Raw genomic sequence first — 13,837 nt, forward strand, 5'->3', positions numbered from 1 at the left:
TTCGCTACCGGTGAGGCCAGCCCGCCGCGGCGAAATTCCCGCCGGCCGCGCCGGACACCGGCCTCGCCATCCCCCGCGGTATCGGTTATGGCGTTGGAACGCGGGGGCGACCGGCATGGGCCTCATCCCGAATTGCGCCCGAATCCGCCCGTAGGGCCGGCCGCTCGGAATCTGGTGCGCCCAGAATCGGGTCCGCCGAAGCCTGAACCGCCCCGCGGGACCGCAAGCGGAACTCAACCGTTCGATCGATGGCCGGAAGAGGCGCCCTGGAATGCTGTTTGGTCAACTGAACGCGGACATCTTCACCATCTTCTCGGGCTCGAACCGCGCCATCTACGAGATCATGGTCGATCGCATCTATCGCGCGTTCTTCAGGTCCGATCTCAATTTTCCGGCCCAGTCGGACATCCTTGCCCTGATCTACGAGCAGCTCCGCGAGAACCCGGCCCTCTGGCGCGACGACGAGGAGCCGGTGGTGCTCGACCATGTGGTCGGCCGCCGCGGCCGCCTGCGCCGGCGCGGTCTGGATGCAGCCCACGCCGAAGCCACCAGCGACGCCATGGGGCGTGCCCGCCACATCTACCACCGGCTGATCGCCACCGGCTGGCTGGAGGAGACACGCTACGGCCTCAAGGTCACGCTGGACATGCCGGCGGCGGCCCTGCGGCTCGCGGAGTTCCTCTGCACACTGCGCGAAGGCGTGTCCGACCAGCTCGGCGGCCTCGTGGTGCAGGTCAAGAACGGGCTCGACGCCCTGGAGGCCGACGCCCGCGAAAATGCCCTCGGGCTCCACAAGGCGGCGCGCGATTCCGCATCGTTCGGCCGCTACCTGCGCTCCGTGCTCTCCGCGCTGCGCGAGATCGACCGGCAGATCCTGACAAGCGACAGCGTGGGGGAACGCCTGCGCTTCTATTTCGAGGATTTCGTCGAGCGGATCCTCCTGCAGGACTATACCGCCATCAACACCACCGCCCACCCCTACCGCTACCGCCACCGGATTCTGGCGCGGCTGGACGCGGTGGAGGAATCGGCGGGCGACGTCGGCGTCGTCGCGCAGGCCTATCTCGATGCCCACCTTGCCGCCGATCAAGCCGGCGCGCGCGATATGGTGTTCGACGATCTCGCCACCATCCGCCGGGTGTTCGAGCGCATTGATGATGTGTTCGACCGCATCCAGCAGCATCGCGGGCGGCTGGAGACGCGCCTGCGCAATACGGTGCGCTACGCCGGGCGCCGCACGGGCGGGTTCCTCGCCCGCAGCGAAGCCCTCTTGCTGCGGCTCGACGCGTTGCGCGCGCGGGAGCCGGAGGCCCTCACCGTGGCCGGACCGCTGGAGCCCATGTCGCGGCCGCTCTCTCCGCTCCTGCTCGCCCGGCCGCGGGCGGCCCGCGCGCCGGTGGTCGGAGGCGCCATCGCGCTGCCGCCGCCCGACCCGCTGCGCGAATTGCGGAAGAAGCTCGAACGGGACTATCTCGACCGGCTGACGGTCTTGCCGGAAGAGGTCAGCCGCTTCCTGGAGTGCCGCGTGCCGCCCTTCGGCGAAGCGGCGGCGGACGGATTCCCGATCGAGACCGTGGACGACTTCCTCGTCTTCGAGGCGCTGCGCCTGCTGGTCCTCGCCGGCGAGGCCCCTGCCGGCACGGCGCTCGGCGCGCATCTCGCGCGCAGCTTCAGCTTCCGGCCGCTGGAAGGGCTGCGGGTGGACAATGCGTGGCTGGAATGCGCCGGCTTCCTCGCCGTCCGCACCGACGATGCCATCACCCTGGAGGCGGACCGTGCTCGCTGAATTCTCGGCTCTGGAAAGCCGCGACCCGCGCCTGCTCGAACGCGTGCAGCGGGTGATCCGCCACCTGTTGCGCCAGCAATTCCTCCACCTGGAGGACCGCGGCGGCGCCGCGCTCATGGAAAGCCTGCTGCGGCCGGATCTGGAAAAGCTCGTTGCGGACTATTTCGAGGTCGCAGGCTATCGCCTCGTCGTGCGGGAATCGGAAGGCTGGGCCGGCATCCTGCCGGACATCGAGCAGGCCGGGCAGCCGCGGCTCCGGATCGACGACACGCTGGTCCTGCTCATCCTGCGCCGGCTGTGGGAGGAAGGCATCCAGGAGGGGGATATCGAGCGGCACGGCAGCGTGCTGGCGACGCTCAACGAGGCCTATGACGCCTACCAGGACACGGTGGCGCGTGCCCGCCGGCCCGCTTTGTCGGCCGGCGACTTCAAGGCCATCCTGGAGGGGCTCGCCCGCAAGGCCATCGTCCGGCTCGACGAATATGACGACGAATTGCAGGACTATCGCCTCACCATCCGGGCCCTCATCGCCACCGTTGCGGGCGACGATGTGGTGGAGCGGCTGGAACAGCTCGTGGCGCGGCCGGAGTTTGCCGAGGCCGAACCCGAGGACGAGGACGACGAACAGCAGGGCGAGACCTCCGAATGATGCAGCTCAGCCGAATCTCGCTGGTGCAGTGGCACCTGTTCGGGCGGGAAGACCTCGACCTGTCCGGCGACACGGCCGTGCTCGGCAAGAACCGCTCCGGCAAATCCACCCTCATCGATCTCATCCAGACGGTCATGACGGGCGGTTCGGCCCGCTACTACAGGTTCAACCGCTCCGCCGGCGAGAGCGGCAGCCGCGGGTCGGAGCGCACCTTGCGCGGCTATTGCCTGGGCCAGCTCGGCGATGGCGAAACGCTGCGCGACGCCGCGGTCACGCACGTCGCGCTGCTGTTCGAGGACCCCGACGGCGTGCGGCCGCCGGTCAGCATCGGCCTGTGCGTGGAGGCCTCCTCGCAGGAGGAGGCGCAGGTGATCGGGCGCTACGTGGCGCCGGGTGTGCGTATCCATACCGACATGCTTGTGGAGCCGCTGGACGAGGGGTCGGCGGGCGCGGCCGGACAGATCCGTGCAGCCTCCTGGACCACCACGCGCCGCCGCCTCGAAGAGGCCTGCAGCGCCGCCGGCAGCGAGCTTGCGCGGCCCGACACGGCGCGCCACTTCATCCGCGACTACATGCGGCACCTGTTCACCGGGCGGCGTCACACCGACCCGGAGCGCTTCGTGCGCGCCTTCGTCATGGCGCTCTCGTTCGAGGACATGCGGTCCGTCGGCCAGTTCGTCCACCAGTTCCTGCTGGAGAAGAAGGACATCGACATCGGCGAGCTGCGCGACTCCATCGGCCGCTACCAGGACATCCGGAAGGACATCCGCGACCTGGAGCGCCGGCTGGAGGCGCTCAACGAGATCAAGCTGCTGGTGGACCGCTTCGAAGAACTTCTGGAGCGCGAGGACGTGGCCCGGGGCACCGCCCTCCTCGCCTCCGCCGTCGAGGCCGGCGCCGGCCTGCTGTCCGGGCTGCGCCGCCAGCGCAAGATCGCCCACGCCCGCGCCGACGTCGACCGCGAGATCGCCCGCCACGATGAGGAAATCGCCGCGCTGGAAGCGGACATCGAGAGCCTCCAGTCCCAGCTCGCGGCCCAGGATGCGGCGAGCCAGCGCTCGGTGGTCCACAGCGAGCTGAAGGTTCTCGAACAGGAGCGCACGCTCGTTCTCGGCCGCCTGCGGGCGCGCTTCCTCACCACGGCGCGGGGCGTGAGCCTCATCGACCACGCCGAGCGGCTGGCATCCCTCAAGCTCGGGGAGCTGATGCGCACGCTGGAGGCGATGGCCGCCCAGAGCGCGGGGCTGGAGCCGCCGGCCTGGCCGCGCGACCCCTCGGCCATGGACGCATTGATCGACGCCGCCCGCCCGCAGGCCGCCGCCGCGCTGGCCAAGGTCATCGAGCGCCGGGACGCGGCCATCGGCGAGCGCCGCAAGCTCGAGGCGGAGGCGCAGGAGCAGGAGCGCAGGCTGGAGCACGCCCGCACCGGCCGTGTCCGCCTGGAGGAGCCGACCGCCCATCTCATGGCCGCGCTGGAGCGGGAAGGCATGCGCCCGCGCGCCCTGTGCCAGGTCGCCGAGGTGCTGGACGAGGGCTGGCGCGAGGCCGCAGAAGCCTTCTTCGGGCGCGACCGCGAAACCATCATCGTCGATGCCGGGCACGCCGCGCGGGCGGTGGAGATCCTGCGCGCCGGGCGGGACCTGTACCGCGGCTGCCGCGTCGCCAACACGCGCCGGCTCGCCACGCTTTCGCGCGAGGCGGCACCCGGCACCCTCGCCCGCGTGCTCGCCAGCGACGACCCGCTGGCGATGGCCTTCATCGTCTTCCGCGCCGGGCAGGTGGAACTGGCGGAGAGCCAGCCCGCCCTCCTCGCCGGCGGCCGCGCCATCATGCGCGACGGCGCCTACAACAACGGGATCGTCGTCGAGGTGCTGCGCACGCGCGACATGAAGATCGGCCGGGCGGCCGTGCCGCTGATGGAGCAGGGCCTGCGCCGCCAGATCGACGAGCTGAACGCCCTCGTTGCCACCCACCGCGGCATCGAGCGCTTCCACGAGGACATCGCCAAGCGCCTCGAGGGGCTGGCTCAGCCGGTGGATGCCCCCGATCGGCTCGATCGCCTCGCCATCGACATCGCCGAGCGGGACGATCGGCGCGCGCAGCTCCAGCTTCGGCTGGATCGCATCTCCGCCATGATCGATCCGGCGCTGCTGTCGGCGCTCGAAGGCCTCAAGGCGCGTCGGCAGGCTCTGGCCCGCGACAAGCAGGAACTGGTGGAGAAGCGCGGCGGGCTGGCACGCGATGCGGCCGAGGCCCTGCGCACCCTCGGCGGCGGACACGAACTGGTCGGCTCCCGCGCCTGCCTGCGGCATCGCTGGACCGCGTTCCGTGGCCGGGTGCGCAATCGCGCCCAGCTCGCCTTGCTGCGCCCGACCTATGCCGCGCGCGGGTCCATGCCGCTTGCCGCCTTCGTGCGCGAGCTGGAGCAGCGCGCCAACCAGGCACGGGAAGACTACCGCGCCTGCGAGAGCGACATCCGCCAGGCCCACGGCCGCTATCGCCTGCTCGACGAGGGCGCGCCCGTGGTGCAGCCGAACCAGGTCATCACGGTCATCAAGCCGTGGGTGACCTCGGGCATCGAGGCGCTGGAGAACAACGAGCTGATCCAGTATCGCCGGCAGGCGGAGGAGGCCGCGCGGCAGGTGGTGCGCATCTTCCGCACCGCCTTCGTCCACGAGCTGAACGCGCGCTTCAACACGCTGCGGACCGAGGTGGACCTGCTGAACCGCGCGCTGCGCACGCGCCCGCTGCACAACGAGATCTATTCGCTGCACTTCCGCCCGAAGGAGGCGTTCGACGCCCTCTATCGCCTCGCCCGCGAGAGCGAGGAGAATGAAACGCTGCTCGATCTGCTGTTCGATCCCTCATCGGGCGGCGGCGCGCATGCCGATGCCCTTGCCGAGGTGGAGCGGTTGCTCGGCGACCCCTCGCTCGATTTTTCCGCCTATCAGGACTACCGCGCCTATTTCGACTTCGACCTGAGGATGCAGGACATCACCAGCGGCCGGCAGACCAGCTACGATCGCCGGCGCGGCGTCGCCAGCGGCGCCGAGCGGCAGGTGCCGTACTACGTCATCATCGGCGCGGCACTGGCGAGCATCTACCACGGCACGCGCCAGCAGTATGACCGGCCCGACCTCGGCCTCGGCCTCGCCGTCTTCGACGAGGCCTTCAGCAAGATGGACGGGCCGAACCAGCGCACACTGCTGGATTTCTACGCCCATATCGGATTGCAGGTGGTGATCGCGGCGCCGTCCGAGAAGCGGTCCATCGTCTACGAGAATCTGGACAGCATCGTCGACGTGTTCCGCCACGCCAACACGGTCACGGCTGAGACGGCCCGCATCAAGCCCCATGCCCGCGCGAAGATGCGCGCCGCCAACCCGCAGCACCTGAGCGATGCGGACCTGCAGGAGGCGGCGCTGGGCGACCTTCTGGACGGCGACGGGCGCCCTTCCGCCTAGATCCGCCGGGCGAGGCCGTAGCGGCGCATCCGGCGGTGGATCGTGGTGCGGTCCACCCCGAGGTCGCGGGCGACGGCGGAGATGTTCCAGCTCCGCACATGCAAAGCTGCGAGGAGCCGGTCGCGGGCGGCATCCCCCTCCCCCGACAGGAGGGGCGGGGAACTGGCCGGCCCCGTGGCCGCCGCATCGGGCAGGCCTTCGGCCTCCCGCAGCCGCTCGGGCAGATCTTCCCATTGGATCGTCCCGCCGACGGCGAGGGCGCAGGCGAAATCGAGCGTGTTCATCAGCTCGCGGATGTTGCCGGACCAACGATGGGCGCGCAGCAGGCCGAGCGCGTCCGGCGACAGGCTGAAGCGCGTCTTCGCCGCCTTGCCCCGCGCCTCCAGCAGGCGCTCCACCAGCCAGTCGAAATCGGCGCGGCGGCGGAGCGGCGGCAGCGTGAGGACGGCGCCGCTGAGGCGGAAGTAGAGGTCTTCGCGGAAGCGCCCGGCATTCACTTCCGCAAGCAGATCGCGGTGGGTCGCGGCGATGACGCGGATGTTCACGGGCACCGGCCGCGTGCGGCCGAGCGGCGTCACCTCCCGCTCGGCCAGCACGCGCAGGAGGCGGGTCTGGAGCGTCAGCGGCATGTCGCCAATTTCGTCCAGGAAGAGCGTGCCGCCATCCGCCTCCAGCACCAGCCCCTTGCGGCCGCGCGCCACCGCGCCGGTGAAGGCGCCGGCCTCGTAGCCGAACAATTCACCCTCGATCAGCGTCTCGGGAAGCGCCGCGCAATTCACCGCTACAAAGGGCCGCGCAGAGCGGGCGCCGGCGGCATGGATGGCCTTGGCGAGGAATTCCTTGCCGGTACCCGTCTCGCCGCAGACGATGAGGTTCATCTGCGTGTTCACCAGCCGCGCCGCGCGGGCCGCCACCGCAGCCATGGCTGGATCGCCGCCATGAAGGCCCGCGAGCGGCGCGGGCAAGCTGGGCGCCGCGGCGGCCTCGGACCGCGGGGAGACACGGGCCGGCAACTGGCAGTGGGCGAACATGGGCGTGCCCGTGCCGGCGAGGCGCACCATGCGCTGCGCCACCGGGCTCGCCGGGCCGAGGCGCGGCAGGTCGTCGAGGACGATCTCGATGAAGTCGCCGAGGCGGCGGCCCACCAGCGGCCGCGCGGCATCGACGGGCGGACGGGCCTCCAGCTCACGCCGCAGCAGCGCGCGGGCCTTGCTGTTGAAGCCGACGATCCGCCCGGAGCTGTCCACCGCCATCACATAGGGCGGGTCCACGTCGGCGAACTCCGGAGAGGGCGCGAGGCGCAGGATGAACTCGCCCCGGAAACGGTTGAGGAGGTTCGCCGTCTCGATCTTGTGGGCCACCGACTTCACCAGTTGGAGCGCGAGCAGCTGGCTTTCCTTCGGCTGAGGCGAGCGCAGGGCCGAGATGTCGAGCACCGCGGCGAGCGCTCCGGAGGGATCGAACACCGGCGCCGCCGTGCAGGTGAGCGGGATGTGCGTCGCGTCGAAATGATCGGTCTGGTGGACCGTCAGAGCCTCGCCGGTGGCGATGCAGGTGCCGACCGCGCAGGTGCCCGCGCTCGGCTCCTTCCAGTCCGCGCCGAGATAGAGGCCCGCGCGCATGAGAGTGGAATCGAAGGTGGGATCCCCGATGAAATCCACGGTGATGCCCTTGGCGTCTGTGAGCAGCAGCACGTAGCCGAGGCCCGCCACGTCGCGATACAGCGTCTCCACACCGAAGCGCGCGGTGTGGGTGAACTCGTCCATGGCGTCCTGATGTTCGCGCAGCTGTGTCGACGGCAGGATCAACGGCTCGCGCAACACCACCGGATCGAGATTGTGCTCGCTGACGCAGCGCTGCCAGGACGTCATGATGACCGGATCGCGCGTGCCGCGTGACGGCACGGGCAAGCCGCTCGCCGCGCGCACAAGCTCGTCGATATGCGCGACCTGCTCCTGTCGCATGACGATCCTCCCAGATCGCTTTTTATTGAATGGGAGTGTTGCCCCGAAATGAAGCGCCGGCAAGCCTTTCCGAGGGGCAGGCCCGGTTCTCGATGGCCACGGCCAGGGCCACGCTGCAACAGGTGTGGCACGCGCGGCGCCACAGGTGTGGCGCCGCCGCCTCAGGTGCCCGCGCCCCACCCCGGGGTCTCCGCCTTGCCGCGCAACGCTTTGGCGCGAGGGGCGCAATTGGCCCGCCCCTTGCTGATGTCCTCTCCATCAAGCCGGCGCGAAGCCGGCACTGAAGAACACGGCTAGGGAAGGAAACGGGACCCGCTCCGCGAGAAGCGGGCCGTGAACGGGCGCGCCTGCGTCTGTGCCCTTCCTCCCTGCCGGTCCGGTCGATCCGAAGGAGGAGGAAAAGCCCATGTCCATTCAGACGTCCATCACATCGCCCATGCACATCGCCGACGGCGCGCTGTCCAACAATCCCATTCCGCTGGAGAAGGACGCGCTTCTTGCGGCCTACCGCACCATGCGGACCATCCGCGATTTCGAGGAGCGGCTGCACGTGGAGTTCGCCAAGGGCGACATCCCCGGCTTCGTCCACCTTTATGCCGGCGAGGAGGCCTGTGCCACCGGCATCATGATGCACCTCACCGACAGCGACCGCATCGCCTCCACCCATCGCGGCCACGGCCATTGCATCGCCAAGGGCGTGGACGTGGCGGAGATGATGGCCGAGATCTACGGCAAGTCCTCCGGCTCGTGCCGCGGCAAGGGCGGCTCCATGCACATCGCCGATCTTTCCAAGGGCATGATGGGTGCCAACGGCATCCTCGGCGCCGGTGCGCCGCTCATCTGCGGCGCGGCGCTCGCCGCCAAGTGCCGGGGCGACGGCGGGGTCGGCATCACCTTCTTCGGCGACGGCGCGGCGAACCAGGGCACGGTTCTGGAAAGCATGAACCTCGCCGCCGTGTGGAACCTGCCGGTGATCTTCGTGCTGGAGAACAACGGCTATGCGGAGGCGACCTCCGTGACTTACGCCACCGGCGTGGACAGCTTCCTCGACCGCGCCCACGGCTTCGGCCTGCCGGGCGTCAGCGTGGACGGCACGGACTTCTTCGCCGTCCACAAGGCGGCGGGCGAATTGATCGCCAAGGCCCGCGCGGGCGGCGGTCCGGCGCTGCTCGAATGCAAGATGGTGCGCTTCTACGGCCATTTCGAGGGCGACAGCCAGACCTACAAGGCGAAGGGTGAGAACGACTTCAACCGCCTCAACCGCGACTGCCTGAAGATCTTCGCCGATCGCGTCACGGCGGCGGGCATCGTCTCCGACGCCGAGATCGCGCTCCTTGACCGCGAGGTCGCGACCCTCATCGACGACGCGGTGTCCTCCGCCAAGTCGGCGCCGCAGCCGACACCGCACGAGCTCACCAGCGACGTTTACGTCTCCTACTGAGCCACGACAGCGAACCCGCACGGCCCAACGATTTCCTGGAGGAAACCATGTCCCGCACCCTCAGCTTCAAGCTGGCGATCAACGAAGCCCTCGACCTTGAAATGCGCCGCGATCCCTCTGTCATCCTGCTCGGCGAGGACATAGTCGGCGGCTCTGGCTCGCCCGGCGAGATGGACGCCTGGGGCGGCGTGCTCGGCGTCACCAAGGGGCTCTACGGCAAGCACGGCAACCGCCTGATGGATACGCCTTTGTCCGAGAGCGCCTATATCGGCGCGGCCATCGGCGCCGCCGCCTGCGGCATGCGCCCAGTGGCGGAGCTGATGTTCCTCGATTTCATGGGCGTGTGCTTCGACCAGATCCTGAACCAGGCGGCGAAGTTCCGCTACATGTTCGGCGGCAAGGCGAAGACGCCGGTGGTCATCCGCGCCATGGTGGGCGCCGGCTTCCGCGCCGCCGCGCAGCATTCGCAGATGCTCACCCCCATGTTCACCCACGTGCCCGGGTTGAAGGTGGTGTGCCCCTCCAACGCCTATGATGCCAAGGGCCTCCTCATCCAGTCGATCCGCGACGACGATCCGGTGATCTTCTGCGAGCACAAGAACCTCTACGCCAGCGAGGCTGACGTGCCGGCCGAGCCCTATGCCATCCCCTTCGGCGAGGCGAACGTGGTGCGCGACGGGCGGGATGTGACCATCGTCAGCTACGGCCTCACCGTCCATCGCGCGCTGGAGGCGGCGGCGACGCTCTCGAAGCGCAGCGGCATCGAGGCGGAGGTGATCGACCTGCGCACCCTCTCGCCCATCGACTGGGACACGGTGATCGAGAGCGTGGAGAACACCGGCCGCCTCGTGGTGGTGGACGAGGCCAACCCGCGCTGCTCCATCGCCACCGACGTCGCGGCCTTCGTGGCCCAGCAGGCCTTCGGGGCGCTGAAGGCGGCGCCGCAGATGGTGACCGCGCCGCACACGCCGGTGCCGTTTTCGCCCGCGCTGGAGGACCTCTACATCCCCTCCGCCGATGCCATCGCCGCCGCCGTGCTGAAGACCCATCCCCAGGCGCTCGCCGCCTGATCGCCGGAGCATCGGACAATGACGGACACGCGCATCAAGCCCATTGTCATGCCCAAGTGGGGGCTCTCCATGGCGGAGGGCAAGGTCACGGGCTGGCTGAAGCCCGAGGGCACCGAGATCGCCGTCGGGGACGAGATCGTCGAGGTTGAGACGGACAAGATCGCCGGCGTGGTGGAGGCGGGCGACGCCGGTGTGCTGCGGCGGACCCTCGGGACGCCCGGAACGGTCTATCCGGTGAAGGCGCTCATCGGCGTGCTGGCCGATGCGGACGTTCCGGACGCCGAGATCGACGCCTTCGTCGCCGCCTTCGCGGCGCCGGAGGAAGCGGGCGCGGGGGAGGAAGCCGCCGGCCCGCGCTACGAGTTCGTGGATACGCCCGCCGGCCGCCTGCGCTACGCCCGCCGGGGCGAGGGCGAGAAATCAGTGGTGCTGGTCCACGGCTTCGGCGGCGATCTCGACAACTGGCTGTTCAACATCGACGCCTTGGCCGATGCCGCCACGGTCTATGCGCTTGATCTGCCCGGCCATGGGCAATCGGACAAGGCGGTGGGCGAGGCGAACCTCGCCTTCCTCTCCGGCGCGCTGATCGCCTTCATGGATGCGCTCGCGATCTCGCGCGCGCATCTCGTGGGCCATTCCATGGGCGGGGCGGTGGCGAGCGCCACCGCGCTGGAACATCCCGCCCGGGTGGCCTCCCTCGCGCTCATCGGCTCGGCGGGGCTCGGGCCGGAGATCAACTCCGGCTACACCGATGGCTTCGTTGCCGCCGGCTCGCGGCGCGACATGAAGCCTGTGCTGGAACAGTTGTTCCATGATCCCGGGACCGTCACGCGCCAGCTCATCGAGGACATCCTCAAGTACAAGCGCCTCGACGGGGTGGACGGCGCACTCTCCGCCCTCTCCGCCAATCTCTTCCCGGCCGAGCGGCAGACCCATGTGCTGGCCGACAGGCTGAAAGAGACCGACGCGCCCATCCTCGTGGTGTGGGGCGAGACCGACCGCGTCATCCCCGCCGCCCATGCCGGCGCGCTGGAAGGCCGCGCCACGGTGGAGGTGCTCCCCGGCGCCGGCCACATGGTGCAGATGGAGAAATCCGGACGGGTGAACGAGCTGCTTCTCGACCACCTCAAGCGCTGACCGCCTCAAACCTCGCAACGACAAACGCCGGCGCGCCAGGGCGACCGGCGAAGGAGGACGCATGTCTGACCTCAAGGACAAAAGCATCATCATCACCGGCGCCGCCGGCGGCATCGGCGCCGCCATCGCCAGGGCCCTCGCCGAGGACGGCGCGCGCATCGTCGTCGCCGATCTTTCAGAGGCCGCTGCGACGAAGGTGGCGGACGAAATCACGGCCAAGGGCGGCACCGCCATCGCCGTGCCGGTGGACGTGCGCGAGCGGGCGCAGGTGCGCGCGCTCATCGACAAGGCAGTCGCGGCGTTCGGGCGGCTCGACGTGCTGTTCAACAATGCGGGCGTCGCGCAGACGCGTCCCTTCCTCGACATCACCGAGGAGGACTGGCGCTTCGTCACCGATGTGAACGCGCTCGGCGTGCTCATCGGCATGCAAGAGGCGGTGAAGACCTTCCGCGCGCAGGGCGGTGGCGGCAAGATCATCAACACCGCCTCCATCGCCGCCAAGCAGGGCTACGAGCCCCTCGCCCATTACTGCGCCAGCAAGTTCGCGGTGGTGGCCATGACCCAGGCCGCCGCCCGCGCCTTCGGCAAGGAGGGCATCACCGCCAACGCCTTCTGCCCCGGCGTGGTGGCCACGGACATGTGGAAGGTGATCGACAAGGGCTTCCGCGACAGCGGCCTGACCCACGGCGAGAACGAGGCCTTCGACACCTTCGCGGCCGGCGCCGTGCTGGGCCGCGCCTCGCGTCCCGATGATCTTGTCGGCGTCGCCCGCTTCCTCGCCTCGTCCCAATCCGACTTCATGACCGGCCAGTCCCTGCTCGTGGACGGCGGCATGGTCTTCACCTGAGGAGCCGCCATGACTTCCGTGCCCCAGCAATTGAAAGAGATGAACCAGCGCTTCGGCGTTCTCGCGAAAGCAGCGCCGCAGGTGATGACGGCCTTCCGCGGCCTCATGGGAGAGGCGTCGAAGTCCGGCGCCGTGCCGGCCAAGATGAAGGAGCTGGTGGCCCTCGCCATCGCCGTCCACCAGGGCTGCGCCGACTGTATCGTGTTCCACGCCGCCAATGCGCGGAGCCACGGCGCCACCCGCGCCGAACTCGCCGACATTCTCGGCGTCTGCATCGAGATGGGGGGCGGGCCGTCCGCCGTCTATGCGGGCAGGGCGCTGGAGGCGTTCGACGCCCTCGCCACCGAGCCGGCCTGACCCACCAAGAACAGAGAGAAGGGAGAACCACCCATGAAGGCCGCCCGCTTCCACGCCAAGCGCGACGTGCGCGTCGAGGACATTTCCGAGCCGCCTGCCCCCGGCCCACGCCAGGTCGTCATCCGCAACAGCTTCTGCGGCATCTGCGGCACCGATCTGCACGAATACGCCGCCGGCCCCATCTTCATCCCCACCGAGCCACATCCCTACACCGGCGCAAATCTGCCGCAGGTGCTGGGCCATGAATTTGGCGGCACGGTCGTCGCCATCGGCGGCGAGGTCACGAACGTGAAGGTTGGCGACCGGGTTTCGGTGCAGCCCATGGTGTCGCCGCGCGACGATTACTTCGGCACCCGAGGCCTCTACCAGCTCTCCGAAAGCCTCGCCATCATCGGCCTCGGCTGGCAATGGGGCGGCATGGCGGAATACGCGCTGGTGAACGACTACAACGTCTTCGCCATGCCCGAATTCGTCAGCGACGAGCAGGCGGCATTGGTGGAGCCCGCCGCCGTCACCGTCTATGCCGCCGAGCGCGGCGGGGTGAAGCCGGGATCGAGCGTGCTCGTCACCGGCGCCGGCCCCATCGGCCAATTGCAGGTGCTGGCGGCACGGGCGGCGGGGGCGACGCAGATCTTCCTCTCCGACACCAACGACAACCGCCTCGCCATGGCGCGCCAGATACTGCCGGATGTCATCACCCTCAACCCGAAGCGCGACGCCGTGGCCGACGCCATCCGCGACCAGACCGAGGGCCACGTGGGCGTCGACGTGGCGCTGGAATGCGTGGGCGCCGAGGCAGCCCTTGCCACCGGCATCGATGCCGTGCGCCGGCAGGGCGTGGTGGTGCAGGTGGGCCTGCATGTGGGCAGGCCAGCCGTGGACGGCTTCACCGTGACCTTCAAGGACATCGATGTGCGCGGCTCGTGGTGCTACTCGACGCTGATGTGGCCCAAGGTGGCGGCGCTCATCGGCAAGGGCCTGCTGCCGGCGGAGAAGGTGGTGACCCGCCGCATCCGCCTTTCCGAGGTGGTGGAGAACGGCTTCGAGGCCCTTCTCGACCCCGCCGGGCAGGAGCTGAAGATCCTCATCGACCTGCGCTGAGCCGCGGCTCTCCCTCTCGGC

At 69.5% G+C, this 13,837-nt stretch carries 10 protein-coding genes; 9 read left to right on the forward strand and 1 reads right to left on the reverse strand.

The genetic code is table 11. The features are described from left to right. The first annotated feature begins 271 nt into the window (after nucleotides 1–271). The 3 genes from ACT54R_RS07615 to ACT54R_RS07625 are packed head-to-tail and all read left to right on the forward strand — an operon-like array spanning nucleotide 272 to nucleotide 5,899. Entirely contained in the window at nucleotides 272–1,786 is a 1,515-nt protein-coding gene (locus ACT54R_RS07615) for a Wadjet anti-phage system protein JetA family protein (RefSeq protein ID WP_476325065.1), read from the forward strand. After that, on the forward strand, nucleotides 1,776–2,435 hold the full coding sequence (locus tag ACT54R_RS07620) for a DUF4194 domain-containing protein (protein WP_476325067.1): 660 nt from the start codon (nucleotides 1,776–1,778) through the stop codon (nucleotides 2,433–2,435). The genes ACT54R_RS07615 and ACT54R_RS07620 overlap by 11 nt, the downstream gene beginning before the upstream one ends. Further along, nucleotides 2,432–5,899, forward strand: coding sequence for an SbcC/MukB-like Walker B domain-containing protein (locus ACT54R_RS07625; protein WP_476325069.1), 3,468 nt, complete (start codon nucleotides 2,432–2,434; stop codon nucleotides 5,897–5,899). Before ACT54R_RS07620 ends, ACT54R_RS07625 begins: the two co-directional genes overlap by 4 nt. On the opposite strand, the gene ACT54R_RS07630 is transcribed toward ACT54R_RS07625, so the two are convergent. Beyond that, entirely contained in the window at nucleotides 5,896–7,863 is a 1,968-nt protein-coding gene (locus ACT54R_RS07630) for a sigma-54-dependent Fis family transcriptional regulator (protein WP_476325071.1), read from the reverse strand. The genes ACT54R_RS07625 and ACT54R_RS07630 overlap by 4 nt on opposite strands. A gap of 457 nt (nucleotides 7,864–8,320) precedes the next feature. Here ACT54R_RS07630 and ACT54R_RS07635 point away from each other — a divergent pair, with 457 nt between their 5' ends. From ACT54R_RS07635 to ACT54R_RS07660, 6 genes are all read left to right on the forward strand, one after another. After that, on the forward strand, nucleotides 8,321–9,304 hold the full coding sequence (locus ACT54R_RS07635; protein WP_476326429.1) for a thiamine pyrophosphate-dependent dehydrogenase E1 component subunit alpha: 984 nt from the start codon (nucleotides 8,321–8,323) through the stop codon (nucleotides 9,302–9,304). Between the two features lie 47 nt (nucleotides 9,305–9,351). Next, the gene (locus ACT54R_RS07640) at nucleotides 9,352–10,374 is read left to right on the forward strand and encodes an alpha-ketoacid dehydrogenase subunit beta (protein WP_476325073.1); all 1,023 of its coding nucleotides are present in this window, start codon (nucleotides 9,352–9,354) and stop codon (nucleotides 10,372–10,374) included. A gap of 18 nt (nucleotides 10,375–10,392) precedes the next feature. Further along, nucleotides 10,393–11,511, forward strand: coding sequence for an acetoin dehydrogenase dihydrolipoyllysine-residue acetyltransferase subunit (locus tag ACT54R_RS07645; RefSeq protein WP_476325075.1), 1,119 nt, complete (start codon nucleotides 10,393–10,395; stop codon nucleotides 11,509–11,511). 61 nt (nucleotides 11,512–11,572) lie between these two features. Next, nucleotides 11,573–12,358 (forward strand): glucose 1-dehydrogenase, encoded by a 786-nt coding sequence (locus ACT54R_RS07650; RefSeq protein WP_476325077.1) that lies wholly within the window; start codon nucleotides 11,573–11,575, stop codon nucleotides 12,356–12,358. A 9-nt stretch (nucleotides 12,359–12,367) separates the two neighbouring features. Then, entirely contained in the window at nucleotides 12,368–12,715 is a 348-nt protein-coding gene (locus ACT54R_RS07655) for a carboxymuconolactone decarboxylase family protein (protein WP_476325079.1), read from the forward strand. A gap of 33 nt (nucleotides 12,716–12,748) precedes the next feature. After that, nucleotides 12,749–13,816, forward strand: coding sequence for a 2,3-butanediol dehydrogenase (locus ACT54R_RS07660; protein WP_476325081.1), 1,068 nt, complete (start codon nucleotides 12,749–12,751; stop codon nucleotides 13,814–13,816). Nucleotides 13,817–13,837: the final 21 nt, after the last annotated feature.

The sequence above is a fragment of the Xanthobacter sp. DMC47 genome (assembly GCF_056313845.1).

Excerpts from the sequence above, each read along its gene's own strand:
- ACT54R_RS07615 (WP_476325065.1), top strand. The coding sequence starts at position 272 with ATGCTGTTTGGTCAACTGAACGCGGACATCTTCACCATCTTCTCGGGC.
- ACT54R_RS07655 (WP_476325079.1), top strand. The coding sequence starts at position 12,368 with ATGACTTCCGTGCCCCAGCAATTGAAAGAGATGAACCAGCGCTTCGGC.
- ACT54R_RS07640 (WP_476325073.1), top strand. The coding sequence starts at position 9,352 with ATGTCCCGCACCCTCAGCTTCAAGCTGGCGATCAACGAAGCCCTCGAC.
- ACT54R_RS07645 (WP_476325075.1), top strand. The coding sequence starts at position 10,393 with ATGACGGACACGCGCATCAAGCCCATTGTCATGCCCAAGTGGGGGCTC.
- ACT54R_RS07650 (WP_476325077.1), top strand. The coding sequence starts at position 11,573 with ATGTCTGACCTCAAGGACAAAAGCATCATCATCACCGGCGCCGCCGGC.
- ACT54R_RS07625 (WP_476325069.1), top strand. The coding sequence starts at position 2,432 with ATGATGCAGCTCAGCCGAATCTCGCTGGTGCAGTGGCACCTGTTCGGG.
- ACT54R_RS07660 (WP_476325081.1), top strand. The coding sequence starts at position 12,749 with ATGAAGGCCGCCCGCTTCCACGCCAAGCGCGACGTGCGCGTCGAGGAC.
- ACT54R_RS07630 (WP_476325071.1), bottom strand. The coding sequence starts at position 7,863 with ATGCGACAGGAGCAGGTCGCGCATATCGACGAGCTTGTGCGCGCGGCG.